Annotated in this window: 23 protein-coding genes and 1 tRNA gene; 7 read left to right on the top strand and 17 right to left on the bottom strand. The window is 70.8% G+C overall.

The features are described from left to right. Window positions 1-2: 2 nt before the first annotated feature. From ACFWCH_RS17010 to ACFWCH_RS16990, 5 genes are all read right to left on the bottom strand, one after another. Window positions 3-881: an FAD:protein FMN transferase gene (locus ACFWCH_RS17010; RefSeq protein WP_206253094.1), complete on the bottom strand. Its 879-nt coding sequence runs from the start codon at window positions 879-881 to the stop codon at window positions 3-5. Between the two features lie 15 nt (window positions 882-896). After that, window positions 897-1,367: an FMN-binding protein gene (locus ACFWCH_RS17005; protein WP_136030415.1), complete on the bottom strand. Its 471-nt coding sequence runs from the start codon at window positions 1,365-1,367 to the stop codon at window positions 897-899. A gap of 81 nt (window positions 1,368-1,448) precedes the next feature. Next, entirely contained in the window at window positions 1,449-2,483 is a 1,035-nt protein-coding gene (locus tag ACFWCH_RS17000; protein ID WP_136030418.1) for a ribose-phosphate diphosphokinase, read from the bottom strand. A 7-nt stretch (window positions 2,484-2,490) separates the two neighbouring features. Further along, entirely contained in the window at window positions 2,491-3,921 is a 1,431-nt protein-coding gene (gene glmU, locus ACFWCH_RS16995; RefSeq protein ID WP_136030420.1) for a bifunctional UDP-N-acetylglucosamine diphosphorylase/glucosamine-1-phosphate N-acetyltransferase GlmU, read from the bottom strand. Window position 3,922: 1 nt separating this feature from the next. Further along, window positions 3,923-3,994: transfer RNA gene (locus ACFWCH_RS16990), tRNA-Gln, on the bottom strand. 114 nt (window positions 3,995-4,108) lie between these two features. Between ACFWCH_RS16990 and ACFWCH_RS16985 the strand changes: the two genes are divergently transcribed. The 4 genes from ACFWCH_RS16985 to ACFWCH_RS16970 all read left to right on the top strand — a co-directional run bounded on the left by ACFWCH_RS16985 (window position 4,109) and on the right by ACFWCH_RS16970 (window position 6,924). Next, window positions 4,109-4,621, top strand: coding sequence for a GNAT family N-acetyltransferase (locus tag ACFWCH_RS16985; protein WP_378803910.1), 513 nt, complete (start codon window positions 4,109-4,111; stop codon window positions 4,619-4,621). Continuing rightward, window positions 4,618-5,112, top strand: coding sequence for a MarR family winged helix-turn-helix transcriptional regulator (locus tag ACFWCH_RS16980; RefSeq protein WP_136030425.1), 495 nt, complete (start codon window positions 4,618-4,620; stop codon window positions 5,110-5,112). Before ACFWCH_RS16985 ends, ACFWCH_RS16980 begins: the two co-directional genes overlap by 4 nt. A gap of 73 nt (window positions 5,113-5,185) precedes the next feature. Further along, complete coding sequence (locus tag ACFWCH_RS16975; protein ID WP_136030427.1) at window positions 5,186-5,935, top strand: SDR family oxidoreductase; 750 nt, start codon at window positions 5,186-5,188, stop codon at window positions 5,933-5,935. A gap of 65 nt (window positions 5,936-6,000) precedes the next feature. Beyond that, a complete protein-coding gene (locus tag ACFWCH_RS16970) occupies window positions 6,001-6,924 on the top strand; it encodes a pseudouridine synthase (RefSeq protein ID WP_378803909.1) in 924 nt (307 codons plus the stop codon). Between the two features lie 18 nt (window positions 6,925-6,942). On the opposite strand, the gene ACFWCH_RS16965 is transcribed toward ACFWCH_RS16970, so the two are convergent. The 6 genes from ACFWCH_RS16965 to ACFWCH_RS16940 all read right to left on the bottom strand — a co-directional run bounded on the left by ACFWCH_RS16965 (window position 6,943) and on the right by ACFWCH_RS16940 (window position 14,194). Further along, on the bottom strand, window positions 6,943-7,602 hold the full coding sequence (locus ACFWCH_RS16965; RefSeq protein WP_136030431.1) for a methionine ABC transporter permease: 660 nt from the start codon (window positions 7,600-7,602) through the stop codon (window positions 6,943-6,945). Then, window positions 7,602-8,645, bottom strand: a complete 1,044-nt coding sequence (locus ACFWCH_RS16960; RefSeq protein ID WP_136030433.1) for a methionine ABC transporter ATP-binding protein — start codon at window positions 8,643-8,645, stop codon at window positions 7,602-7,604. The genes ACFWCH_RS16965 and ACFWCH_RS16960 overlap by 1 nt, the downstream gene beginning before the upstream one ends. Window positions 8,646-8,748: 103 nt before the next feature. Then, complete coding sequence (locus ACFWCH_RS16955; RefSeq protein ID WP_378803908.1) at window positions 8,749-9,651, bottom strand: MetQ/NlpA family ABC transporter substrate-binding protein; 903 nt, start codon at window positions 9,649-9,651, stop codon at window positions 8,749-8,751. Between the two features lie 125 nt (window positions 9,652-9,776). Continuing rightward, window positions 9,777-11,543, bottom strand: coding sequence for a Na+/H+ antiporter (locus ACFWCH_RS16950; RefSeq protein ID WP_136036320.1), 1,767 nt, complete (start codon window positions 11,541-11,543; stop codon window positions 9,777-9,779). A gap of 41 nt (window positions 11,544-11,584) precedes the next feature. Next, window positions 11,585-13,408 (bottom strand): ABC-F family ATP-binding cassette domain-containing protein, encoded by a 1,824-nt coding sequence (locus tag ACFWCH_RS16945; RefSeq protein WP_136036321.1) that lies wholly within the window; start codon window positions 13,406-13,408, stop codon window positions 11,585-11,587. A 45-nt stretch (window positions 13,409-13,453) separates the two neighbouring features. After that, window positions 13,454-14,194: an alpha/beta fold hydrolase gene (locus ACFWCH_RS16940; protein ID WP_136045695.1), complete on the bottom strand. Its 741-nt coding sequence runs from the start codon at window positions 14,192-14,194 to the stop codon at window positions 13,454-13,456. Window positions 14,195-14,296: 102 nt separating this feature from the next. Here ACFWCH_RS16940 and ACFWCH_RS16935 point away from each other — a divergent pair, with 102 nt between their 5' ends. Continuing rightward, a complete protein-coding gene (locus ACFWCH_RS16935) occupies window positions 14,297-15,604 on the top strand; it encodes a DUF222 domain-containing protein (RefSeq protein WP_378803907.1) in 1,308 nt (435 codons plus the stop codon). A gap of 423 nt (window positions 15,605-16,027) precedes the next feature. Continuing rightward, on the top strand, window positions 16,028-17,287 hold the full coding sequence (locus ACFWCH_RS16930; RefSeq protein WP_378803905.1) for an MFS transporter: 1,260 nt from the start codon (window positions 16,028-16,030) through the stop codon (window positions 17,285-17,287). A 152-nt stretch (window positions 17,288-17,439) separates the two neighbouring features. Here ACFWCH_RS16930 and ACFWCH_RS16925 read toward each other — a convergent pair whose 3' ends face one another. The 6 genes from ACFWCH_RS16925 to mgrA form a co-directional block, all read right to left on the bottom strand. Beyond that, on the bottom strand, window positions 17,440-18,558 hold the full coding sequence (locus tag ACFWCH_RS16925) for a sugar-binding protein (protein ID WP_136028598.1): 1,119 nt from the start codon (window positions 18,556-18,558) through the stop codon (window positions 17,440-17,442). A gap of 59 nt (window positions 18,559-18,617) precedes the next feature. Then, entirely contained in the window at window positions 18,618-19,991 is a 1,374-nt protein-coding gene (mmsB, locus tag ACFWCH_RS16920) for a multiple monosaccharide ABC transporter permease (protein ID WP_136028597.1), read from the bottom strand. Then, complete coding sequence (gene mmsA, locus ACFWCH_RS16915) at window positions 19,988-21,508, bottom strand: multiple monosaccharide ABC transporter ATP-binding protein (protein ID WP_241115732.1); 1,521 nt, start codon at window positions 21,506-21,508, stop codon at window positions 19,988-19,990. Before mmsA ends, mmsB begins: the two co-directional genes overlap by 4 nt. 278 nt (window positions 21,509-21,786) lie before the next feature. Continuing rightward, entirely contained in the window at window positions 21,787-22,800 is a 1,014-nt protein-coding gene (locus ACFWCH_RS16910) for a LacI family DNA-binding transcriptional regulator (protein WP_136028596.1), read from the bottom strand. A gap of 118 nt (window positions 22,801-22,918) precedes the next feature. After that, entirely contained in the window at window positions 22,919-23,851 is a 933-nt protein-coding gene (locus ACFWCH_RS16905) for a 4-(cytidine 5'-diphospho)-2-C-methyl-D-erythritol kinase (protein ID WP_247639067.1), read from the bottom strand. A 7-nt stretch (window positions 23,852-23,858) separates the two neighbouring features. Then, window positions 23,859-24,926, bottom strand: coding sequence for an L-glyceraldehyde 3-phosphate reductase (gene mgrA, locus ACFWCH_RS16900; RefSeq protein WP_136036205.1), 1,068 nt, complete (start codon window positions 24,924-24,926; stop codon window positions 23,859-23,861). A 271-nt stretch (window positions 24,927-25,197) separates the two neighbouring features. On the opposite strand from mgrA, the gene ACFWCH_RS16895 reads away from it, so the two are divergent. After that, window positions 25,198-26,019: a carbonic anhydrase gene (locus ACFWCH_RS16895; protein ID WP_378803904.1), complete on the top strand. Its 822-nt coding sequence runs from the start codon at window positions 25,198-25,200 to the stop codon at window positions 26,017-26,019. Window positions 26,020-26,103 lie beyond the last annotated feature (84 nt).

Below are 26,103 nucleotides of genomic sequence, written 5' to 3'. Positions count from 1 at the left end.
CCCTAGTCAGCGGCCGCCCGGCCAGGCCCGCCCACCGTGAACAGCTCGGCCGGACAGCCCGGCGACCACTGCAGGCGCCCATCGGTGGTCATGCGCACCCACTCCACGCCCCAGGCCAGGGCGAGCGCCGGGCCCCCGTCGAAGAACAGCGCGGTGGCCACGGCGTCGGCGATCATCGCGTCGGGCGCCAGCGCCCAGGTCGCCGCCCAGGTGCGCACGGGCACCCCGGTGCGGGCGTCCAGCACGTGATGCAGCCCGTCTCCCCACGCGCGGCGGTTCACGGCCGAGGCGCACAGCGCGCCGTCACGCACCTCGACCACGCCCACGGCCTTCCGCGGGTCGTACGGATGCTCCAGGGCGACGCGCTCACCGGAGCCGCGGACCCGGAGGTCACCGCCCGCGTCGACCACGACGTCGTCCGGCACCTCCGCCAGTTCCGTCATCACCAGGTCCACCAGGCGACCCTTGCCGAGCGCGCCGACGTCGAGCAGGGCCGGAGCCGACGCGGTCACCCCGGTCGAGGTCCACGAGACCCGCTCCGTCCAGTCCGCGGGCGCGGCGAGCGGGTCCCGCGGCACGAGCGAGTACTCCCGGTCGTAGCCCAGGGCGGCGAGACTGTCGGCGACGAGAGGGTTGACGGCCCCGTCGGTCGCCGTGGTCAGCGCGCGATACGCGTCGAGCATGGGCGCCGCGTCGGCGGAGGCCAGCGTCCCGCCCTCGCGCCCGAGCCGCGAGACCTCCGAGTCGGCCCGGAACCGCGACCAGGCGCGGTCGAACCTCTCGATCACCGCCGACACGGCGGATCGGACGGGCTCCGGGAGCGGCGATGACGTCTCGATCTCCCAGTGCGTGCCGATCGCCTCGAAACGCCAACCCGCCATGACGAGGCCCCGCGCTCAGGAGGCGGCCTGCTCCTTGATCGACTCGAGCGCGTCGTTGAAGCCGCCGCTGGTGAGCGACGACCCCGCGACGCGGCTCACGTTCAGCTCGTCGATGGGCTTGCCCACGACCTCGTCCGCGATGCCGTCGATGAACTGGCCCTGATACTGCTCGGTCTCGGGTGCCTTCGGGTCGCCCGTCACCTCGACGTCGGTCACGACGCCGTCCGCGAGCGTGAGAGTGACCGAGATCTGCTCGACCGTCTCCGGGGTCTGGTACGACCCCTCGGCGGTGTAGGTGCCGTCGTTGTAGGAGCCCGCGGCGTCGCCCCCGCCGGACGACGAGCTCGAACCCGTCGGCGCCGTCGAAGCGTTCGACGAGTCGGCGGCGTCGGGGGTGCCCGCGCACCCCGCGAGCACGACCAGGCCGGCGACCCCGAGAAGCGCGGAACCGGTGCGGACGGACGTGGGTACGGTCGTGCGGATCATGGGGGCCTCCGTGGGTCGGGGTCTGTCGATCCTTCGACGGTAGGGACCGCGCCTATGCTCCGGCTGTGCTGTGCCGATGCGTCAGGCGTCGCCGCCGAACATGCTCGTCACGGAGCCGTCCTCGAACACCTCGTGGATCGCCCTGGCCAGCAGGGGGGCGATCGGCAGGATCGTGAGGTTGTCCCAGCGGCGCGACGCCGACAGCGGGATCGTGTCCGTCACGACGACCTCATCGATCGAGGCGTCCTGCAACCGCTCCGAGGCGGGGTCGCTGAAGATCGCGTGGGTCGCGGCCACGATCACACGGTGCGCGCCGTTGGCCTTGAGCGCCTGAGCGGCCTTCACGATCGTGCCACCGGTGTCGATCATGTCGTCGACCAGGAGGCACGTGCGCCCCTCGACGGCGCCGACGATCTCGTGCACCGACACCTGGTTGGCGACCTTCGGGTCGCGGCGCTTGTGGATGATCGCCAGCGGCGCACCGAGGCTGTCCGACCACGTGTCGGCGACGCGGACGCGGCCCATGTCGGGCGACACGACCGTGAGGATCTCGCGGTCCTCCGGGCTCAGCGTGCGCTCGAAGTGGTCGAGCAGCACCGGCTTGGCGAAGAGATGGTCGACCGGGCCGTCGAAGAAGCCCTGGATCTGCGCCGCGTGCAGGTCGACGCTCATGACGCGGTCGGCGCCGGCCGTCTTGAGCAGGTCGGCGACCAGGCGGGCGCTGATCGGCTCACGGCCGCGGCCCTTCTTGTCCTGGCGCGAATACGGGTAATAGGGGGCGACGACGGTGATGCGCTTGGCCGACGCGCGCTTGGCGGCGTCGATCATGATGAGCGTCTCCATGAGCCACTCGTTCACCGGTTCGCCGAAGGTCTGGATGAGGAAGAGGTCGACGCCGCGGATCGAGACCTCGAAGCGGGCGTAGATCTCCCCCGACGCGAACGTGCGGTGCTCCACCGGCGCGATCTCGGTGCCCAGGGCCTCGGCGACGGCCGCTGTCAGCTCGGGGTGGGAGCGCCCGCCCGCGACGACGAGCCGCTTCTTGGTCTTCGCGATGATCCCGGGGGCCACCCCGTTGTCGCGATCCAGGTCGACCGTCTTCTTCTTCCGGGCCATGCTCCGCCTATTCCGCCGTGTTCTCCCGGGCCGCGGCGTCCGCCGCCCCCGTGCCTGCTCTGTTCTTCTCGACCCACCCCTCGACGTTGCGCTGGGGGGCCACGCTCATGGCCAGGGCACCGGCGGGGACGTCCTTGCGGACGACGGCGCCGGCACCGGTCTTCGCACCAGCACCCAGCCTAACGGGCGCGACCAGGACCGTGTGCGAGCCGGTGTGGACCTCGTCGCCGATCTCGGTGCGGTGCTTGTTCACGTCGTCGTAGTTGGCGGTGATGGTGCTCGCGCCCAGGTTGACCCCGCGGCCGATCGTCGCATCCCCCACGTAAGAGAGGTGCGGCACCTTGCTGCCCTCGCCGATCTCGGCGTTCTTCGTCTCGACGTACGCGCCGATCTTGCCCTTGGCGCCCAGCACGGTGCCGGGACGGAGGAAGGAGAAGGGCCCGACGGTCGCCTCTGCGCCGATCACGGCGAGCGTGGCGTCGGTGCGCCGCACCACCGCGTCCTCCCCCACCTCGCAGGTCACCAGCGTCGTGTCGGGACCGATCGTGGCGCCCGCGGCGACGGTGGTCGCGCGCAGGATCTGCGTGTTCGGCAGGAGCGTCACGTCGGGCGCCAGGGTGACGTCGTCGTCGATCCACGTGGTCGCCGGATCGATCACCGTGACGCCCTCGAGCTGCCAGCGGCGCACGATGCGGGCGTTCAAGCGGCGGCCGACCTCGGCGAGCTGCGCACGGTCGTTCACCCCGAACGTGACCTCGACGTCGTCGACGACCGAGGCGGCCACGCGGTCGCCGTCACGGCGCAGCAGCCCGGGCACATCGGTCAGGTACATCTCGCCCTGCGCGTTGTCGACGCCCACCTGCGGCAGGTACGTGCGCAGCGTCGCGGCACGGAACACGTACATGCCGGCGTTGATCTCGGTGACCGCGGCCTCCTCGGCCGTCGCGTCCTTCTGCTCGACGATGCGGTCGACACCGCCGTCCGCGTCGCGGATCACCCGGCCGTAGCCGGTGGGGTCGTCGACCAGGGCCGTCATGAGGGTGGCCGCCGCACCGGAGGCGCGGTGCTCCTCCAGGAACGCGGTGAGCGTCTCGGCGTCCGCGAGCGGGCAGTCGCCCGAGAGCACGAGCACATCGCCGTCGAAGTCGCCGGGCAGCGCATCGACCGCAACCTGCACGGCCCGCCCCGTGCCCGGCACCTCGTCCTGGTCGACGAACACCGCATCGGGGTAGTCCTCCGCGAGCGCGGCCACCACCTGGTCGCGCTCGTGACGCACGACGACCTCGATGTGCGCGGCCTGCAGCCGACGCGCCGTGGTGAGCACGTGCCCGACGAGCGGTCGGCCGCCGATGGGGTGCAGCACCTTGGGCAGCCGCGACTTCATGCGGGTGCCCTGACCTGCGGCGAGGACGACGATGGCGAGATTGTTCCCAGTCATGCTCCGCCGCCAGGACTCGAACCTAGACCTCACAGCTCCAAAGGCTGTCGTGCTGCCATTACACCACGGCGGACCGCGGCCCCCGCGTGGGCACCGCCCGACAAGTCTGCCACGTCCCCGCTCGTGTTCCGATGCACGCCCGGGTGGCCGACATCGCGACGAAACACGGCTCTGCGATGCTGGGGCCATGAGCGACGTCGTCATCACCCGCATCGCCTCCGCCACGCCGGACCTCGCGGCGTTCGTGTCCGCGCATCACGCCGAGATGCAGGGCACCGCGCCACCCGAGAGCCAGCACGCCCTGCCCATCGACGGACTCCTCGCACCGCACGTGCGCCTGTTCGCCGCCACCCTGGACGACCGCATCGTCGGCACGGGCGCCCTCGCCACGGTCGACCACGGGCACGAGGAGCTCAAGTCGATGCGCACCGACCCCGCACTGCGCGGCCGCGGCATCGGACGCACCCTGGTACGGTTCCTCCTCGACGACGCCACCGCCCGCGGGGTGCGCCGGGTGTCGCTGGAGACCGGGCGCGACGACTTCTTCCTGCCCGCGGTCGCGATGTACACCCGCGCGGGCTTCCGCGAGTGCGCGGCGTTCGGCCGCTACCGGCCGGATCCGCACAGCGTGTTCCTGACCCGGGAGCTGCCCGCCCGCGGGTCGGCGGACGACGGGGCGCACGCGATAATGAACGCATGAGCGAGGTGGATGAGGTCGACCGGATCGTCGGCGCGTGGAACACGCAGCGCCCCGACCTCGACTTCTCCCCGCTCGAGGTGCTGTCGCGGATGGACCGGCTGTCGCGTCACCTCGACCGCGCCCGCCGCGAGGTGTTCCGCCGCAGCGACCTCGAGTCGTGGGAGTGGGACGTGCTGTCGGCGCTGCGCCGCGCCGGCGCCCCCTTCCAGCTCTCCCCGAAGCAGCTGCTGCAGCAGACCCTCGTGTCCAGCGGCACCATGACCAACCGGATCGACCGGCTGGTCGGGCGGCGGCTGGTGCGCAGGGAGGCCGACCCCGGCGACGGCCGCAGCGTGCTGGTGACGCTCACCGACGACGGGCGTATCCGGGTGGACGCGGCGATCACCCGGCTGGTCGACGCGGAGGCCGAGCTGCTCAGGGCACTGTCGCGCGGCGACCGCGAACGGCTCGCCGGTCTGCTGCGCAAGCTCAGCCTGAGCTTCGACGCCTGACGCCGCTCACGCGTGCGCGGCGGATGTCGGCGGCCCGGGGCAGGATAGCCACGGATCACGACAAAGGAGCGGCATGCGCATCGCGGTGGCAGGCGGAACAGGACGGATCGGACGGCTCGTGGTGGAGGAGGCGCGACGGCGAGGCCATGACGCGATCTCCCTCAGCCGCGGCGAAGGGGTGGACCTGACGACGGGCGAGGGTCTAGCGGCGAGGCTCGACGGGGTCGACGCGGTGATCGACGCGACCAATCCCCCGGTGTCCGACGTCGCAGAGGCCGAGCGCGTGTTCGCGACGGTGACGCGCACCCTCCTGGTCGCCGGAGCCGCCGCCGGGGTCGCCCACCACGTGGCCCTGTCGATCGCGGCGCTCGATCGGGTGCAGGGCAACCCGCACTACTTCGGCAAGCGGGCTCAGGAGCGCGAGGTCGCCCGCGGCGCCGTGCCCTTCACGATCGTGCGCGCGACGCAGTTCCACGACTTCCCCGCCATGATCGCCGAGTGGTCGATCGTCGACGGCGAGGGCGTCGTCCCCCCGCTGCTGCTGCAGCCGATCGCCCCGGCGGACGTGGCGGTCGCCCTCGTCGAGGCGGCCGCCGCCCCCGCGCTGGGCGGATCCTTCGACATCGCCGGGCCCCGCACCGAAGACGCCGTCGACATGGCCAGGCGCACCCTCGCCGCCCGCGGACGAGAGCTTCCGCTGCGCGCCTCGTGGCGCGGTGCGGCTCTGGGCGTCGAGTTCGCGGGCGAGGTGCTGCTCCCCGCCGAGGGAGCCCGGCTCGCCCCCACCACCTTCGACGACTGGATCGCCGCCGGGGCGGACTGAGCCGAGCCGACCGGCGCCGTCCCCTAGGGTGGAGGGGTCCCGCCCCTCCTGCCGAAGGCCGAACAATGGGCATGCCCTCCCCGCTCCCCGTGCGCGACGGCGTCGGCGCCACGCGGTTGCACGTTCCGCTGACCGGGGATTGGCCGACGATCGCGGACTACATGGTCGAGCGGTTCTTCCACCTCGACCCCGAGCGGCTGCTCGTGCGGTTCGACCGCGGCGAGATCGTCGCCCGCGACGGACGACCGCTCAGCCGGGAGACGCCGCTGGGCGCCGAGGAGTTCGTCTGGTACTACCGCGAGCCGCCCGTCGAGAAGGAGATCCCCTTCACCGAGGAGATCCTGCACGAGGACGACCACCTCGTCGTGATCGACAAGCCGCACTTCCTGCCCACCACCCCCGGCGGCAAGTACCTGCAGAACTCGGCTCTCGTGCGGTTGCGGAACCGGCTCGGCAACCCGGAGCTCACGCCGATCCACCGCCTCGACCGCGCGACCGCCGGGCTGCTGATGTTCTCCGTCCGCCCCGCCACCCGCGGCGCCTACCAGCTGCTGTTCGAGGATCGACGGGTCGAGAAGGTGTACGAGGCCGTATCGGCCCGGCCCGCCGGCTGGGATCCCTCCCGCTTCCCGCTGGTGTACCGCACCCACATCGAGAAGCACCGCGGAGAGGTGCGCGTGCAGGTCGACGACACCCGGGAGCCCAACTCGGAGACGCTCATCGACGTGATCGACGCCGACGACCGCGTGGTGCACACCCTGCTGCGCCCGCACAGCGGCAAGATGCACCAGTTGCGCGTGCACCTGGCCGCGCTCGGGCTCGGCATCCTGCACGACGGCTTCTACCCGGAGCTGCTGCCCGAGCAGCCCGACGACTTCTCCCGGCCCCTGCAGCTCCTGGCGCGGGAACTGCGGTTCCTCGACCCGCTCACCGGTGAGGAGCGCGTGTTCACCACCCGCCGGAGCCTGCAGGACGCCCCGGCGCGCTGACCCGCGCCCCACCGGGGGTCAGCGTCGCATGATCCTCCGGGCGAGCCGCGTTCCCAGCAGCTGCACCAGGTGCACGAACACCACGATCAGGATGATGGCGGCCCACATCACGATCGGCTCGAACTGCCGGAAGCCGTAGATCTGCGCGAACGCACCCAGGCCGCCGCCGCCGATCAGACCGGCCATCGCGGTCATGTCGATGAGCGCGACCACGATGAACGTGTAGCCGAGGATCAGCGGTCCGAGGGACTCCGGGATCGCGACCGTGAACAGGATGCGCCACGGCCCCGCCCCCATCGCCCGCGCCGCCTCGATCACGCCGGGCGACACCGACACGAGGTGCTGCTCCACGATGCGGCCGATCGCGAACGCCGCCGCGAGACCGATGATGAACGCGCCCGCCGTGGTGCCGATACCCGACCCCACCACGAGCCGTGCGAACGGCTGCGCGACGGCCATGAAGATCACGAACGGGATGGGTCGGAAGAAGTTGACCCCCAGGTTGACGAGCACCGAGACGACCCGGTTCTGCAGGAGTCCACCGGGGCGCGTGATGTAGAGGATGATGCCGATCGCAAGACCGAGGATCCCGCCGAGCACGAGCGCGAACGACGCCATGTACAGCGTCTCCAGTGCGGCCGACCAGAACTCGGGCCACAGTTCGTTCAGACGATCCATCAGCGGGCCTCCTCTGCGGCGATCACGGTCACGTCCACGCGCTCACCGATCGTGGTGAGCGCCCTGTCGATCGCGGAGGAGTCGCCGCGGATCGCGAGCGTCAGGTGCCCGAACGCCCTGCCCCGGATGTCGTTGATGCCGCCGTACACGAGCTCGAAGTCGAGTCCGGCGGCCGCGAGGTCGAGGAACACCTGCGCCTGCGACGAGTCGCCGTCGCGGAACGAGAACGTGACGAGACGCCCGCGATGCCGCTCGCGCAGCACGGCGAGCTCGGACGGCGACGGCACGCCCTTCACGACCGTGCCGACGAAGCGCTGCGACGCCGGGTTCTGCGGCGCCGAGAACACGTCGAACACGTCGCCGCGCTCGATCACGCGACCGTTCTCCATCACGGCGACCTTGGTCGCGATCGTCTGGATGACGTCCATCTCGTGGGTGATGACCACGATGGTGACGCCCTGCTCCTCGTTGACCCGCTTGAGCAGGTCGAGGACCTCGTGCGTGGTCTGCGGGTCGAGGGCGCTGGTGGCCTCGTCGGCGAGCAGGATCGCGGGCTTGGTGGCCAGGGCCCGGGCGATGCCGACGCGCTGCTTCTGGCCGCCGGACAGCTGCTCGGGGTAGGCCTTCGCCTTGTCGGACAGCCCCACGAACGACAGCAGCTCGGTCACCCGCGCCTCGATGTCGGGCTTCGACCAGCCGGCCAGCGTCAGCGGGTAGGCCACGTTCGACCGCACGGTGCGCGAGGAGAACAGGTTGAACTGCTGGAAGATCATGCCGATGCCGCCGCGCACGCGGCGCAGTTCGCGTTCGCCGAGCGTGGTGAGATCGACGCCGTCGACCGTGATGGTGCCGCTCGTCGCCGGCTCCAGGGCGTTGATCAGGCGCACCAGCGTCGACTTGCCGGCGCCGGAGTAGCCGATGATGCCGTACACGTCGCCCTGGTCGATGTCGAGGGTCACGTCGTCGACGGCGACGACCTCCGGTTCACCGTGACTGCGGGAGGGGTAGGTCTTGGACACGTTCGTCAGGGAGACGATCGGCATGTGCTGCTCCGGTCTGGGTCTCGGGAAACGGAGAATCGGGCGACGCGAGAGGCGCCACCCGATTCTCCCTCATGGGGTGGGGGTGCCCCGCACCCCCACTGCGTCACTTCTTCGCGTCGGCGTCCTTCTGGACCTTCTCCAGCGAGGCCACGAGGTCCTTCACCGGGGTCTGCAGCGCCACCGCCGTGCCACCGGAGGACTCGAGGAGTCCCGCCTGCACGTCCTCGTTCGTCTGGAAGATCTCGACCAGCTTGTTGTAGGTCTCGTTGTCGGCATCCTCCGCGCGGGCCGCGAAGATGTTCACGTACGGCAGGGCGCTCGGGTCCTCGGGGTCGTCCTGCGCGATCGCGTCGTCGAACGTGAGCCCGGCGTCCTCCACGAAGTCGTTGTTGATGATCGCAGCGGCGACATCGGGCAGTGAGGTGGGGATGAGCGCCGCCTCCAGCGCCTTCACCTGCACCTTCGACTTCTCGGTGTCGACGTCGGCGAGGTCGGAGTAGGGCGTGCCGCCGCTCTTCAGCTCGACGAGGCCGGCCTGCTGCAGCACGTTCAGCGCGCGGGCCTGGTTCGACGCGTCGTCCGGCACGGCGACGGTCTCGCCCTTGGGGATGTCGTCCACGTCGTCGTACTTCTTCGAGTACAGGCCGAGCGGGTAGATCGCGGTGGAGCCGATCGGCGTGAGGTCGGAGCCCGAGGCGTTGTTGTACTCGGCGAGGTACACGATGTGCTGGAACTGGTTGAGGTCGATCTCGCCCTCCGTCAGCGCGGGGTTCGGCTGCTCGTAGGAGCCGAAGTCGACCAGCTCGACCGTGATGCCCTCGTCGGCGGCAGCCTCGACGAAGGCGGGCCACTGCGCGTCGCCCTTGCCGACGACCCCGATCTTGACGGTCTCGTTCTCCGCGTCGCCGGAACCGGCGTCGGAGGAGGCCGTCGCGCATCCGGAGAGCGCGACGAACAGCGGGACCGCGGCGAGCGCGGCGAGGACGGTGGTGGTGCGGCGGGACATGATGAGGGGGTTCCTTCCTGGCGGGACCCGACTACGTTAGGCAGGTCGGGCGCAGGCGGCGGAATCGCGCCGTCACACGGCGTCACAGGTCCCGGCGGAGCCCGGCACGGACGACCGGGTGAGGGTCAGTCGAACTCCTCGATGCCCTGCAGACGCACCTGTTCGAGGTCGAGCCGGGCCGAGATGCGCCGCACCACCAGGTCGTCCACGGTCCCGGCGCTGCGCAGCCCGAGCAGCACCTCGCGCTTGCGATCGAGCAGCGCGAGCTTGAGTCGCGTGTGCTCCTCGTGCCGGATGAGCGGAGAGCGCTGGGCCAGGTCGACGTCGGCCGAGGTCGCGATCATCTGCAGTACCGTGCCGTCGCTCGACTCGGGGTCGACCGCGCCGCCGACGCCGCCGTCGGGTTCCGGCTCCCCGGTGCCCTCCTCCCCGCCGATGCCCAGGGGGTCGGGCTCGCCGAGCATGTCGTCCAGCGCCTCGGCCTCCGCGTCGATCAGGGCCTGCTCCCGCGCCAGGGTCCGGGCGTTCGCGAACTCCAGGTTGCGATACCCCTCGGCCCGCACGTGATCGCGCACCTCCGCGCCGACGCCGTGCTCGGCGGCCAGGTCGTCCAGCGCGGCCAGAGCGGCGCCGGAGATCGCACGCTCCGCGAGCTCGAACTCCTCGGCCTCCGCGTGGTCGACCGGGAACCGCGCCCAGCGCACCAGGGCCGGCAGCATGGGGGCCTGCGCGAGCAGACTGAGCAGGATCACCCCGGCCGTCACGAGCACGATCTCGTCGCGGCCGGCGATCGCGCCGCCCTCGGTCACGGTCGTGGGCACCGACAGGGCGATCGCGAGCGACACGGCTCCGCGCATCCCCGCGACGGTGGACACGAGGCGCGCACGGGAGCGCGAGCCAGGGGCCGGGCGGGCGGACGGCCTGCCCTGGAACAGCACGTTGAGCAGCTGGAACAGGTAGCGCACGACCAGCAGCGTGGCCCACACCGCGAGCGTGATCAGCACCAGTCGCCCGATCACCGACGGCGGCACCTCGTGCACCACGTACTGCACCTCGAGCCCGATGAGCACGAACAGCGCGCCGTTGAGGAGGAACACGCCGAAGGGCCACGCCGCGTCCGCCTGGCGCCGCGACGCCGCGGTCGTCACGCGCGGCGACACCCAGGCCACGATGAGTCCGGCCACGACCACGGCCAGCACCCCCGAGGCGTGCACCATCTCGGCGACCAGGAACGCCGAGAACGGCACGAGCAGCAGCGTCACGTTGATGACGATGGTCGACGACATGCGACGCAGCAGCAGGTACGCGATCGCGGCGACCGCGACGCCCGCCGCGACCCCGCCGACGTACGACACCAGCACGTCCCACGTGACCGAGAGCGGCGTGACCTGGCCGCCGAGCGCGAGCGACACCGCGATCGCATACAGGACGAGCGCGGTGCCGTCGTTCGTGAGGCTCTCCGCCTTCAGCTTCATGAACATGCGTCGCGGCAGCAGACGTCCGAGCGCGGCGACCGCGGTGGCATCGGGCGGGGCGACGGCGGCGCCCAGGATGAGCGCGACCTCCCACGGCATCCCGAACAGCACGCCGATGCCCGCGACCGCGAACGCCGAGGCCACCACGAGCAGGGTGCTCATCGGCAGGATGTAGCGGAAGTCGCGGCGGATCGAGCGCAGCGACGTGGTGAGGCTCTCCCAGAACAGGATCACGGGCAGGAACAGCAGCAGCACGGTCTCCGGCGGCAGCTGCACCTCGCGCAGCTCCGGCACGAAACCGAGCAGCAGTCCGAGCAGGACGAGGACGAGCGGGAGCGCGAGACGCACGCGCGGGGCGATCAGGGTTCCGACGAGGATCGTGAGTCCGAGCAGGACGGTGACTTCAAGGCCTTCCATCCCTACCTCCCAACGCTATGGGGAGAAGGATATTCCTGGTCTCAGCCGATCTGTTCGGTGAGTTCGAACCAGCGCAGCTCGAGCTCCTCGATCTCGGCCTCCTGCGCCGAGATCTCCTTCATCCGCTCCCCCAGTCCGGCGTAGTCGGACTGGTCGTGGTCGGCGAGTGCGTGCTTGGCCGCGTCGACCTGCGCGGTGAGCTTCTGGATGCGTCGTTCGAGCGCCGCGACCTCCTTCTGCGCCGTGCGGAGCGCGGCACCGTCGAGGCCGGTCGGTGCCGCCGCAGCGGCACTCGCGGAGGGCTTCGGCCCCTCGGCCTCCACCCGCTCGCGCAGCCGCAGGTACTCGTCCACGCCGCCGGGGAGGTGGCGCAGCCGTCCGGCGCCGTCGGGCCCCGGGAGGATCGCGTACTGCTGGTCGGTCACGCGCTCCAGGAAGTACCGGTCGTGGCTGACGACCAGGAGCGTGCCCGACCAGGAGTCGAGGAGGTCCTCGATCGCGGCGAGCATGTCGGTGTCCATGTCGTTGGTCGGCTCGTCGAGGATCAGCACGTTGGGCTGGTCGAGCAGCACGAGCAGCAGCTGCAACCGGCGCTGCTGGCCGCCCGAGAGGTCTTTGACCGGTGTCGACAGCTGCGCCGAGGAGAAGCCGAGCCGCTCCAGCAGCTGACCGGGCGTGAGGTCTTGCGCCTTCGACCCGGCGCCGAGCGTGTAGGAGGTGCGCAACCCGGAGATCACCACGCGCACCGGGTCGTTCCAGTGCGGCGTGAGCTCGTCGAGGCGCTGCGTGAGGGTGCGCACCTGCACGGTCTTGCCGCGCTTGACCCGGCCCTCTGTCGGCTCGACGGCACCGGAGATCAGCCCGAGCAGCGTGGACTTCCCCGCCCCGTTCACCCCGAGGATGCCGGTGCGCTCCCCCGGTGCGATGCGCCACTCCACGTCCTTCAGCACCGTCTTCACGCCGCCGTCCTCGGTCGGGTAGGTCACGCCGACGTCGAGCAGGTCGACCACGTCCTTCCCGAGCCGCGACACCGCGAGCGACTGCAGCGACACCTTGTCGCGGATCTCCGGCACGTCCGCGATCAGCTCGTTGGCCGCGTCGATGCGGAACTTCGGCTTGCTGGTGCGCGCGGGGGCGCCACGGCGCAGCCACGCGAGCTCCTTGCGGGCGAGGTTCTGCCGCTTCGCCTCGGTCGCCGCGGCCATGCGGTCACGCTCGACCCGCTGCAGGATGTACGCCGCGTAGCCGCCCTCGAACGGCTCGACGATGCGGTCGTGCACCTCCCACGTCTCGGTGCAGATCTCGTCGAGGAACCAGCGGTCGTGCGTGACGACCAGCAGCGCCCCGGCGTTCGGGGACCAGCGCTTCTTCAGGTGACCGGCGAGCCAGGTGATGGCCTCGACGTCGAGGTGGTTGGTGGGCTCGTCGAGCGCGATCACGTCCCAGTCGCCGGTCAGGAGCTTGGCGAGCGACACACGCCGCCGCTGGCCGCCGCTGAGCGATCCGATCCGCGCGTCCCACGGGAGCTCTCGCAGCAGCCCGTCGATCACATCGCGCACCCGGGCGTCGCCCGCCCACTCGTGCTCCGGCACGTCGCCGACCACGGCCGCGCCGATCGTGAGGTCGTCCGGGAGCGTATCCGCCTGGGTCAGCACACCGATGCGGGTGCCGCCGCGCACGGTCACCCGGCCGGAGTCCGGCTCCTTGGTGCCGGCGAGCATGCCGAGGAGGCTGGACTTGCCGTCGCCGTTGCGGCCGACGATCCCGATGCGGTCCCCCTCCTCGATGCCGAGGGTGACGGAGTCGAAGACGACGCGGGTCGGGTATTCGAGGTGCAGGGCTTCGGCCCCGAGAAGATGTGCCATGTCCTCTCCAGGGTAGTCGCGGATCGCGGGCCGCCCGCCCTGTCGTCAGCGGGAGCCGAAGAGCTCCGGCAGCGCCGCCGTGAACACGTCGAAGTGGCTGTACCAGACGGTGTGCGCCGCGCCGGGGATGCTCCGCACGCGGACGCCCTCGTGCTCGAACCGGCGCGCATCCTCGTCGGTGACCCACGCGCTGGGGTCGGCGCGGACCACGATCGAGCCCGGTGCGGCGCTCCAGTGCCCATCGGAGCCGCACGACACGGACGCGGCCGTCGCGGCATCGAACCGCTCGGCCGCGCGGGCCTCCGCCTCGGCATCGGCGACCGAATAGAACGGACGCGCGCGGCGCAGCTCGGTCGGCGACAGGCGTGCACGCCGGTCGTGTTCGTACTGCGACACCAGCGCCGCGCGATCCTGACCGCCCTGCAGGGTCAGCGCCGCGTCGACGTAGACGGCGAGCGCCGGTTCGAGTCGCGGGGCGGCCGCGGCGAGGACCGTGGCACCGAAGGAGTGTCCCATCGCGGCGATCAGGGGCGGGCCGGGGGTGGCGGACGGGGGCTCGAGGAGGCGCACCAGGGTCTCGACGACCGCGTCGGCCGCGCTCTCGATCGTGAGCTGCGGATCGCGCGGCGAGAGTCCGTGACCGGGGAGATCGAGCGCGAGTACGCGGAAACCGCGCTCCGTCAGCGCGGGCACGACGCGGTGCCAGCTCTCGGCGGAGCCCATCATGCCGTGGAGGAGCACGACCGTGTGCTCGCCCGAACCGGCTTCGACGACGTTGAGAAGCATCGCGTCAGTAAACCACGACCGTTACCTTTCCGTGACCTGACTTTCGTCCATACTCGTTCGATCCTTTGTTCGAATGTCGGTGGTCAGTGATGGAGTGAGGTCATGACCGCGCTGCTCGACGCCACCGACTCCCAGCGGGCGATGCTCGCCGAGCTGGTCGCGGGCCTGATCGCGGCGGAGCAGACGCTGAGCAGCATGCAGGCCGCCCGCGACGGCTTGCTGGCCCTGGCCGGGCGCCTCGCGGTCGACATCGCCCGGCAGGGGCGCCACCCCGACCACGGCGACCTGGCGATCCGCACGGTCGCCGCCGAGATCGGCGCGGCCCAGCGCGCGAGCGATCGCGCGGTCGAACGGCGCATGTCCGAGGCGTCCTGGCTGGTCGAGCGCTTCCCCGCGGTGTGGGAGGCGCAGGGCCGCGGGCTGATCAGCGCGGCGCACGCGCGCGCGATCCTCGACGCGGGTGCGCATCTCCACGACGCTTCCGAGCGGTCGGCCTTCGCCGACGACGCCGTAGCCCTCGCGCAGACCACCTCGCCCAACCGGCTGCGGCCGCTCGTGCGACGCCTCGCCGAACGCTTCCAGGAGCGCACGGTCACCGAACGGCACCGCGACGCCCGCGAGCAGCGGCGGGTCTGGGTGAAAGACGCAGGCGACGGGATGGCCGACCTGGGCATGCACGGACCGGCGGCACTCGTCCACGGCATGTTCGACCGGCTGTCGCAGATGGCTCACGCCGTACAGCAGGAGAACGCGCGCGCGGAGCGGGGCGCGACCGAGCCCTCCCCTGCCACACCCGACACCCGCACGGTCGACCAGCTGCGAGCCGACCTGCTCTCCGATCTGGTGCTGACTGGCACCCCGGCCGGCCACGACACGGCGGACGGTCTGCTGGGCGAGCTGCGGGCGCGCGTGGAGGTGACGGTGCCCGTGCTGACCCTTCTTCGTGACGATCACCCCACGGCGGCGGGTGCTCCGGCTGAGCTCGACGGTCAGACGCCGATCGATGCGGAGACCGCCCGACATCTGACCGGCGGCGCCGCGGGGTGGGATCGGGTGCTCACGCATCCGATCAGCGGCGCGACGCTCGCGGTCGACCGCTACCGGCCGAGCGAGGAGCTCCGCCGGCACCTGCGAGCGCGCGACCAGCGCTGCCGTTTCCCCGGATGCGGCCTCGCGGCGCGGAAGAGCGACCTCGACCACACCCACGATGCGGCCCGCGGCGGGACGACCGAGCACCGGAACCTGGCGACCCTCTGCCGCAGACACCACACCCTCAAGCACCACTCCCCGTGGCAGGTGCGGCAGCGGCCGGGCGGCCTTCTGGAGTGGACGAGTCCGGCCGGACGGAGCTACCTCGACCGTCCGCCGCCTCGGCCATCGGTGGTGTTCGCGGAGGCGGCACCGTTCTGAGTCGCGATGCTGCGAGCGCATTGATGATGCCGGCGGGTGCGGCGAGCGGTGGGTGCAGCGAGTGCGGCAGGTGCGGCGAGCGGTGGGTGCAGCGAGTGCGGCAGGTGCGGCGAGCGGTGGGTGCAGCGAGTGCGGCAGGTGCGGCGAGCGGTGGATGCAGCGAGTGCGGCGAGCGCGGCAGGTGCGGCGAGCGCGGTGGGTGCGGCGAGCGCGGCAGGAGTCTGCGGTGCGCCTCCCCCTAGAGTGGAAGCATGTCGAGCCCCGAATCAGACAGGTCGGGGGCTGCCGGTCGCACCGCCAGCCCCGACACTCGCTGACTCGTCGCATCCGCCCCCGGGCGGGCGCTCCCCCGTCGCACCCGTCGCACCGGGCTGGCCGTGGTGACCAGAAGATCCCTTCTGCTCTCTCACCTCGGAGTCCTCGATGCCTCTTGCCCTCTACTCCCTCGCCCTGACGGTGTTCGTCATGGGCACGTCCGAATTCATGCTCGCCGGGCTCCTCCCCGCGATCGCCGACGACCTCCACATTCCGGTCGGGTCCGCGGGACTGCTCACCTCCGCCTTCGCGATCGGAATGGTCGTGGGCGCCCCGGTGATGGCGGCCTCCGCGCGCGGATGGCCGCCTCGCCTCACCCTGCTCCTGTGCCTGCTCGCGTTCGGCGCGTGCCACGTGCTCGGCGCCCTCACCACATCGTTCGAGATCCTGCTCCTCACGCGAGTGGTGAGCGCGATCGCCAACGCCGGCTTCCTCGCCGTCGCCCTGCGCACCGCGACGTCGCTGGTGCCGCCCGGCCAGACCGGGCGCGCCGTCTCAGTGCTCCTGGCGGGCACCACCGTCGCCACGGTCGCGGGCGTTCCCGCGGGCGCCGTGCTGGGCGCGGTCTGGGGGTGGCGCGCCACCTTCTGGGCAGTCGCGCTGCTCTGCGTGCCCGCCCTCCTCGGGATCGTCCGCGGCGTCCCCGCGCGCGTGATCGCTCCATACCGGCCAGAGTCCACATCCATACCCACACCAGCGCCCACACCCACACCCGCGCCCGCGCCCGCGGCCACGCCCACACCCGCGCCCGCGCCCACACCCACACCCGCGGCCGCGCCGACCCTGCGTGCCGAGCTGCGCGTCTTCGGCACCCGACCGGTCGCCGTCGCTCTGGCGCTCGCGGCGCTGATCAACGGCGGCACGTTCGCCGCCTTCACGTTCCTCGCGCCGATCGTGACCGAGACCGCGCACCTGGCCGAGGGATGGGTGGCGATCGCCCTGGTGCTGTTCGGCGTCGGGTCGTTCGTCGGTGTGACCGTCGCCGGGCGACTCTCCGACCGGCACCCCGGGCTGGTGGTCGGCATCGGCGGACCGCTGCTGCTCGCCGGCTGGACGGCGTTCGCGCTCCTCGCGACCCACCCCGCGACTCTGCTCGCCGGCGTGCTCGTGCTGGGAGTGTTGTCGTTCGGGGTGGGCAGCACCCTGGTCACACGGGTGCTGTACGCCGCGACCGGGGCACCGACCATGGCCGGCTCCGCCGCGACCGCAGCCCTGAACGTCGGAGCGGCCGCGGGCCCCGTGCTCGGAGCCGCGGCACTGGCGACCGGCACCGGACCTCTCGGACCGGTCTGGGTCGCAGTCGCCCTCACCGGGATCGCCCTCACCCTCCTGCTCCTCACCCGCGCCTCCATGACGCGCACCTCGTGACGCGACCTCGTGATCGGCGCCGGTGCGCTGGCGTCACGGGCGCCGCGACCGACACAGCCCCGTGACGCGGGCGCCGTACAGACACGGGCCCCCATGCGGACGAGCCGCCCGCCCCGGAAGGGACGGACGGCTCGTGCGCGGTGCGAATCGTGTTACTGGTACGACTTCACGATCTCGAGGAGGCTCGGCACGTTGGCGTACGCCTCGGCCGCGTTCTCCTTGGTCACGATGACCGGCGGGAGCAGGTAGGCCGGAACGACCTTCTTGCCGTTGTCGTACTGGTCGGTGTCGTTGACGTCGACCTCCTCGCCCTTCTGCAGCTGGCCGACCATCTTGATGGCCTGCTCCACCAGCAGCGTGGTGTCCTTGTTGATCGTGGAGTACTGGACGCCCTCCATGATCGACTTCACCGACTCGACCTCGGAGTCCTGACCCGTCACGACCGGGACGGGCTTGCCGGCCTGCTGCGCCGAGGTGATGATGGCGCGCGCGAGCGTGTCGTTCGGGGACAGGACGCCGTCGAGCGTCTCCGAGCCGTAGCTGGACGTGAGGATCGAGTCCATGCGACGCTGGGCGTTCTCCGGCTTCCAACCCTCGGTCGCCGTCTGGGAGATCTCGGTCTGACCGGAGACGACGTTCAGCGTGCCGTCGTCGATCTTCGGCTGCAGCACCTCCATCGCGCCGTTGAAGAACACGGCGGAGTTGGCGTCGTCCGGCGAACCCGAGAACAGCTCGATGTTGTACGGCGCCTCGTGGCCCGCGCGCTCGGCGAGACCGTCGAGGAGCGCCTGGCCCTGGAGCTTGCCGACCTCGAAGTTGTCGAACGCGACGTAGTAGTCCACCGCGTCGGTGTTCTCAATCAGGCGGTCGTACGCGATGACGGCGACACCGGCGTCGCGCGCGGCCTCGACCTGGGTGGTGAGCTGCTTGCCGTCCTTCGCGCCGATGATGATGACCTTGGCACCACCCGTGACGAGCGCCTGGATCTGGTTCTGCTGCTCGGCGACCGTGTTGCTGGCCGGCGCATACTGCACGTCGGCCTTGAATCCCGCCTTCTCGAGACCGGTCTTGAACAGGTCACCGGCCAGGACCCAGTTCTCCGAGGTCTTGTCCGGGAGGGCGACACCGATCGTGGCGTCGGCGGCGAAGCCCTTCGTCGCTTCATCGCCGGAACCCGATCCCGTGTCACCGCCGCGCTCCGAGGAGCAGCCGGTGAGGGCGAATGCGCCCGCGACGACAAGCGCTGTCGCCGACAGAAGAATCTTCTTCATGTGATCTCTTTCTCTGGTGTGTGCAGGTCTCGTCGCGCGTGCGCTGCGCGACGCGGCCCTTACTTTCCGCGCGTCTCCTCGACGGCGGGGGCTTCGTACTTCTGGCTGGTGGGGTAGTTCGTCTTCGTCGGATCGAAGGTGTCGGTGGCCGGGTCCTGCTTGCGGCCGAAGCGGCGCGTGAGGAAGCCGGTGATCGAGGGGCGTCCCTGCTGCTTGTTCCACACGTCGATGCCGACCGCGAACAGCAGCACGAGGCCCTTGATCATCGACACCACGTCGGCGCCGGCGCCGAGCAGGGCGAGGCCGTTGTTGAGGAACGCCATCACGAGACCACCGATGATCGACCCGATCACGGTGCCGATGCCGCCCGAGACCGCCGCACCGCCGATGAAGACCGAGGCGATCGCGTCGAGCTCCCAGCCGTTGCCGTCCTGGGGACCGGACGCGGTCGCCCTCGCGACGTAGATCATGCCGGCCAGCGAGGCCAGGACCGACATGTTCATCATCACGAAGAAGTCGACCCAGCGGTCCTTCACGCCCGACAGGCGCGCCGCCTGCCGGTTGCCGCCGACCGCGTAGATGTGCCGGCCGAACACGGTGTTGTTCGTGATGAACGAGTACAGGATGACCAGGGCGAGCAGGATGACGCCCGAGATCGGGAAGCTGGTGCCCTCACGTCCGGTGGCGAACAGCCAGCCCGCGATGAGGATGACCGCCGAGATCAGCACGACCTTGGTGACGCTGACCCACAGCGGCGCCATGTCGGAGCCCATCTTGCGCTGCACGCGACGCGTACGGATCTCCCAGAACACGATCCACGCCACGCCGGCGAGCGCCAGCAGCATGGTCGGGATGTTGAACGGCAGCGGCAGCGCGATCTCCGGCAGGTACCCCGCGCCGATGATCTTGAAGCCCTCCGGTACGGGCACGGACTGCGAGTCGCCGACCCACTGGTTCGCCCCGCGGAAGAACAGCATGCCGGCCAGGGTCACGATGAACGCCGGCACTCCCACATAGGCGACCCAGAAGCCCTGCCAGGCTCCCACGAGCACACCGACCCCCAGTCCCAGCAGGATGCCGAGCGGCCAGGGAAGGTTCCAGTCCTGCATGGCCTTCGCCACCACGATGCCCGTGAACGCGGCGACCGAGCCGACCGAGAGGTCGATGTGCCCCATGATGATGACCATCACCATGCCGATCGCCAGGATCAGGATGTACGAGTACTGGTTGACGACGTTGATGAGGTTCCCGGACGACAGCGTGAGTCCGGTGCCCTTCACGATCCACGTCAGCACCTGGAAGACGACGAGGATGACGACGAGGCTGCCGAGGATGCCGAACTGGCGCAGCGTGGAGGTGCCGCCGCCGCCGAACATCTTCGTGATGTCCTTGAAGTGGAAGCCGCGCTTCGCGGTGGTCGAGTCGGTGGTCATGCGGATGCTTTCTGGGTCGCGGAGGTCATGCTGCGCATGAGGTCCTCGGGGGTCGCCTGGTCGGCCGGGATGCAGTCGGTGACCCGGCCTTCGAACACGGTGTAGATGCGGTCGGAGATGCCGAGAAGCTCGGGCAGCTCGCTGGAGATCACGATCACGCCCTTGCCCTGGGCGGCGAGCTCGTTGATGATCGCGTAGATCTCGTACTTCGCGCCGACGTCGATGCCGCGGGTCGGCTCGTCGAGGATCAGCAGGTCGGGGTCGGTGAACATCCACTTCGCGAGGACGACCTTCTGCTGGTTGCCGCCCGACAGCTTGCCGACGCCCTCCTCCACCGAGGGGGTCTTGATGCGCAGCGCCTTGCGGTAGCGTTCGGCGACCGCGAACTCCTCGCGCGCGTCGACCACCCCGTTGTGCGCGATCTTCGACAGCTTCGCCGCCACGATCGACCGTTTGATGGTGTCGAGCAGGTTGAGCCCCAGCACCTTGCGGTCCTCGCTCACGTAGGCGAGGCCGTGCTTGATGGCCGCAGCGACATCGGGCAGTTCGATCTCCTGCCCGTCCTTCACGAGCGTGCCGGAGAGGTAGGTGCCGTAGGAGCGACCGAAGATGCTCATGGCGAGCTCGGTGCGCCCCGCGCCCATGAGCCCGGCGATGCCGACGACCTCGCCGCGCCGCACGTTCAGGTTCGAGCCCTTCACGACCATGCGCTCCGGCACCGTCGGGTGCTGCACCCACCAGTCCCTGACCTCGAAGAACACCTCGCCGATCTCGGGCGTGCGGTCGGGGTAGCGGCTCTCCAGCGACCGGCCGACCATGCCGCGGATGATGCGGTCCTCGTTGATCTCGCCGCGGGAGATGTCGAGCGTCTCGACCGTGCGGCCGTCGCGGATGATCGTGATCTCGTCGGCGATCTGCTCGATCTCGTTGAGCTTGTGGCTGATCATGATCGACGCGATGCCCTTGGCCTTGAGCCCCAGGATCAGGTCGAGCAGGTGCTGGGAGTCGTTCTCGTTCAGGGCCGCGGTCGGCTCGTCGAGGATCAGGAGCTTGACGTCCTTGTTGAGGGCCTTGGCGATCTCGATGAGCTGCTGCTTGCCGACACCGAGGGTCTTGATCGGCACGTCGGGGTCTTCGCTCAGCCCGACGCGGGCGAGCAGCTCGATCGTGCGCTCCTTCTGCGCCTGCCAGTCGATGCGGCCGAAGCGGCGGATCTCGTTGCCGAGGAAGATGTTCTCGGTGACGGACAGCTCGGGGATGAGCGCCAGCTCCTGGTGGATGATGACGATGCCCGCCTGCTCGCTCGCGGCGATGTCCTTGAAGCGCTGCTCCTCGCCGTACAGCAGGATCTCCCCGTCGTAACTGCCGTACGGGTACACCCCGGAGAGGACCTTCATCAGCGTCGACTTCCCGGCGCCGTTCTCGCCGCAGATCGCGTGGATCTCGCCGGCGCGGACGGTGATCGAGACGTCGGCGAGCGCCTTGACCCCCGGAAACTCCTTGGTGATGCTGCGCATCTCCAGGATCGGGCCTGACACGGTCGGCAACGTTGCAGTGGTGCTCACGGATCTTCCTCGCGACGTGCGGTCACCTTCGATGTGACCGTTCACATCGATACATCGTCGTCTCCCGCGGGAGCGGTGTCAAGTCGGCGCGGGCATTCCGTGTCGCGACCGTGATCTCCTCGCGATCCGCAGGAACACGGGCATCCCGGCGGCGCGGCGGATCGAAAGGATTCGATCCGTGGAGGGGCGCGGCCCGCGGGAATCGAATGCCCCGAACGCGCCGGATCGGCTCAGCGGGCGGCGGCCGACTCGCGAGCCCGCAGCAGCGTCTGCAGCGCCCCGAACGCGGGCGGATCCTCACCGCGGATCTGCGCCAGCAGGATGCGCACCGCGCGGCGGCCCAGCTCCGGGAAGTCCTGGTGCACGGTGCTCAGCGTCGGTGCCACGTGGGCCGCGACCGGGATGTCGTCGAAGCCGATCACGCTCACGTCATGCGGCACCCGCACCCCGGCGTCGCGGAAGCCGTGCAGCAGTCCGATCGCCATCAGGTCGTTCGCCGCGAACACCGCCGTGAAGTCGCGGCGGTGCGACAGCTCCTTGCCCGCGAAGTAGCCGAAGTCCGCCGTCCAGTCCCCGCGGATGGGCGGGAACGTGGGCAGATCGGCATCGCGCAGCGCGTCGAGGTAGCCCCGCATGCGCGACTCCGCCTCGATCCAGTCCTGCGGTCCGGCCAGGTGCAGGATGTCGCTGTGCCCGAGCGAGATGAGGTGCTCCGTCGCGGCTTTGGCACCGGCGACCTGATCGGCCGACAGGCTCACGCCGTCCGAGCCCGACGCCGTCTGCAGAGTGACGAAGGGCATCGCGCCGGACATGCCGCGCAAGACATGGAACACGCGCACCTGTGGCGCGAGCACCACGATCCCGTCGACCTGCTCCCGCTCGAGCTGGCGCACCGCGTTGCCGATGGCCTCCGGCGTGGTCGAGGGGAGGTTGAGCGTGGAGACCGAGTAGCCCTCCTCGCGCGCCGCATCCTCGATCCCGGCGATGGACGAGGTGGGGCCGAACTCGCCGATCGTGGCGGACAGGATGCCCAGCATGTTCGACTTGCTCGTCACCAGCGCGCGCGCCGCGAGGTTCGGCCGGTAGTCCAGCACGGCGATCGCGTCGAGCACCTTCGCCTTGGTCTCCGGCCGGATGCTGGGGTGATCGTTCAGCACGCGGGACACCGTCTGGTGCGACACCCCCGCGAGCCGGGCGACGTCGCGGATGCTCGGCAGGCGGGCACGCTCGGAGGACGTGGACATCACTGCCTCCTCGCGTGTGCACGGTCACATCGTCACTTCATTATGTCTGCCACGACCGCGCCGTGCATCCCGAAGGCGTCACGGACCGGTGGGCCGGAGGACGTCGCGGCGGGAGACCTCAGCCGAGGATGCGGGCGCCGGGCACCGGCCCGTGCACGTGCAGCGGGTCCAACCCCTCGTCCCGCAGCCGGGTCTGCACGTCCTGCGCGGTCTCGGGATCGGGGCACAGCAGCGCGACCGTGGGACCGGAGCCCGAGACGATCCCGTGCAGGGCACCCGCCGCGATCCCGCGGTCGATCGTGTCACCCAGGTCGGGCCGCTCGTGCAGCGCCGCCGTCTGCAGGTCGTTGTGCAGCGCATCGGCGAGCTGCCGCGGGTCTCCGGTGCGCAGCGCCTGGAGCACCGGGATCGGCACGTCGAGCGACAGCGGCGGGTCATCGGCGAGCGCACCCTCCTCCTCGCGCAGCAGGTCGAGCCGCTCGTACACCACCGGGGTCGACAGGCCCTGCTCGCTCGTCACCAGCAGCCAGTCGAAGCGGCCACGCGCGAGCGCGGGGTTCAGCTGATCACCGCGCCCCGTGCCCACCGCCGTGCCGCCGTGCAGGGCGAACGGGACGTCGGCGCCGAGCCGCGCCGCCAGGTCGTGCAGACGCGCGGGCGACAGACCGGTCCCCCACAGCGCATCGCACGCGACCAGGGCCGCGGCGGCGTCGGCCGATCCGCCCCCCATGCCGCCAGCGACCGGAACGCTCTTGCGCACCTCGAGCGCCACCCCGCCGGTGTGCTCGGTGGCCGTGGCGAGCAGCTTCGCCGCGCGCATCGCCAGGTTGCGGTCGTCGAGCGGCACGGAGCCGTCGTCCTCGACCCCGGACACCGTGATCGAGAAGTCGTCCGCCCGTCGCGCGATCACGTCTTCGTACAGCGACACCGCCTGGAACACCGTCGCGAGGGCGTGGTAGCCGTCGTCGTGGCGGCCACCGACCCCCAGATAGACGTTGATCTTCCCCGGCGCGCGCACGTGCACGGATCCGGCGGCCGAGGCGAGGCTCATGACCGGGTCACAGATCCGAGGAGGTCGCCCAGAGGTTCACGTCGATCCCCCCGGACAGCTCGTCGATGCGGGCGAGCTCCTCCGCGGTGAACTCGGGCCCGTCGAGCGCGGCGAGGTTCTCGTCGAGCTGCTCGGGCCGGGACGCCCCGATCAGGGCCGAGGCGACCACCGGGGTGCGCAGCGTCCACTGCAGCGCCAGCTGGGCGAGCGACTGTCCGCGGCCCTTCGCCACGTCGTTCAGCGCCCGCAGCGTCTGCACGGCCTCGTCGGTGAGCTTGCCCTTCGGGAGCGAGCCGCGCTGCTGCGCCCGGTCGGCGGTGCCGTCGCCCAGGTACTTGTCGGTGAGCAGTCCCTGCGCGAGCGGCGTGAACGCGATGGCCCCGAGACCCGACTCCTCGAGCGTCGTCGTGAGGCCGTCCTCGATCCACCGGTTCAGGATGGAGTACGCGGGCTGGTGGATGACCAGCGGGGTGCCGAGATCCTTCGCCACGGCGACCGCCTCGGCCGTGCGCTCGGCGCTGTACGACGAGATGCCCACGTAGAGGGCCTTGCCCTGCCGCACGAGCGTGTCGAGCGCGCCCACGGTCTCCTCGATCGGGGTGACCGGATCGACGCGGTGCGAGTAGAAGATGTCGACGTAGTCCAGGCCCATGCGCGTGAGCGACTGCTCGGCGCTGGCGAGGATGTACTTGCGGCTCGCGTAGTCGCCGTACGGGCCCGGCCACATGTCCCAGCCGGCCTTCGACGAGATGATGAGCTCGTCGCGGTAGGGCCGGAAGTCCTCCGCGAAGATGCGACCGAAGTTCTTCTCGGCGGAGCCGTAGGGCGGGCCGTAGTTGTTCGCGAGATCGAAGTGCGTGATACCGCCGTCGAACGCGTGACGCAGCAGCGCGCGCTGGTTGTCGAGCGGGATGTTGTCGCCGAAGTTCCACCACAGCCCGAGCGAGATCGGCGGCAGGTAGAGGCCGGACGACCCGACCTGACGGTAGGCGAACCGTCCGTAGCGGCCCTCGTCGGCGGCGTACGGGCGGTGGAGCTCGGGGACATCGGGACGGAAGCGCGGGGAGTCGGTCACGGTGCCAGATTACCGGGCGGTGTGGGATCCGGGATCGCCGTTGCGTGGCGCTCGATGCGCTGGTAGGCGGGGACGACGGGCGGTGCGGGACCACGGGCAACTCCGGGTTTCGTCGCCTACACTCGTGCCGCTCGGACGCCGCGGGGCAGTGACAACTGGCCGTCCGGGTGATCACGCAGTCCGCCAGGGCATCGTCCCGATGGCGTCGCGGTGTGGTGCGCGGCGATCCGCTGTGCCTGCAGCGCGCGCCGCACACTCCGAAGGAAACAACATGAAGATCCGCCCCGCTCTCGCTCTGTCCACCGCGGCCCTCGCGATCGGCGCTCTCGCCGGCTGCGCACCCGCCGCCACGACCCCCGCCGCGTCTGCGTCGCCCTCGCCCGGCGCCTCCGCGGACGCCGAGTGGTCGTACCGCGGGTCCAACGGCCCCGAGCACTGGGGGAAGTTCGGCGCCGCGTGCGAGAACGTCGACAGCTCCCACGAGTCCCCCATCGCCATCGACACCTCGACGGTGCAGATGGGGACCGCCGCGCAGAAGGTCGTGACGCACTACGCCCCCGCCGCGTTCGACATCGAGAACAACGGCCACACCATCGAGGCGATCCCGGAGGACCCGACGTCCAACTCGATCGAGGTGAACGGCAAGACGTACGAGCTGCAGCAGTTCCACCTGCACGCGAGCAGCGAGCACACGATCGACGGACGCACGGCTCCCGCCGAGCTGCACCTGGTGCACAAGGCCGAGGACGGCTCGATGCTCGTGCTCGGCGTGATGCTGCAGGCTGGGCCGGCCAGCACGGCACTTGACGAGTTCTTCTCGTCGATCACCACCACCGTGAGCGAGAAGGGCACGCCGCTGAGCCACGAGATCGACCCGAGCGCGCTCATCCCGGCGGACGGCATGAGCGTGCAGTACGACGGCTCGCTCACCACGCCGCCGTGCACCGAGGGCGTGCGCTGGAACGTCTACCTCACCCCGGTGACGGTGTCGGCGGAGGAGCTCGCCGCGTTCACCGACGTCTACCCCGACAACCACCGACCCGTGCAGCCCCTGCACGACCGCACGCTCACCGAGATCCCTTCGGGGGTCTGAGCTCCGCGTCCTGCCCGCACCTCCGCCGGGCTCCCGCCGCGACGGCGGGAGCCCGGCGGTGTCGAGGGGCAGAACCCCGGGCCG

The sequence above is a fragment of the Microbacterium sp. NPDC060132 genome, assembly GCF_042729675.1.
In the GTDB taxonomy this organism is placed as follows: domain Bacteria; phylum Actinomycetota; class Actinomycetes; order Actinomycetales; family Microbacteriaceae; genus Microbacterium; species Microbacterium sufflavum.
The sequence above is the reverse complement of the archived record's forward strand: the minus strand, read 5'-3'. Positions and strand labels throughout refer to the sequence as shown.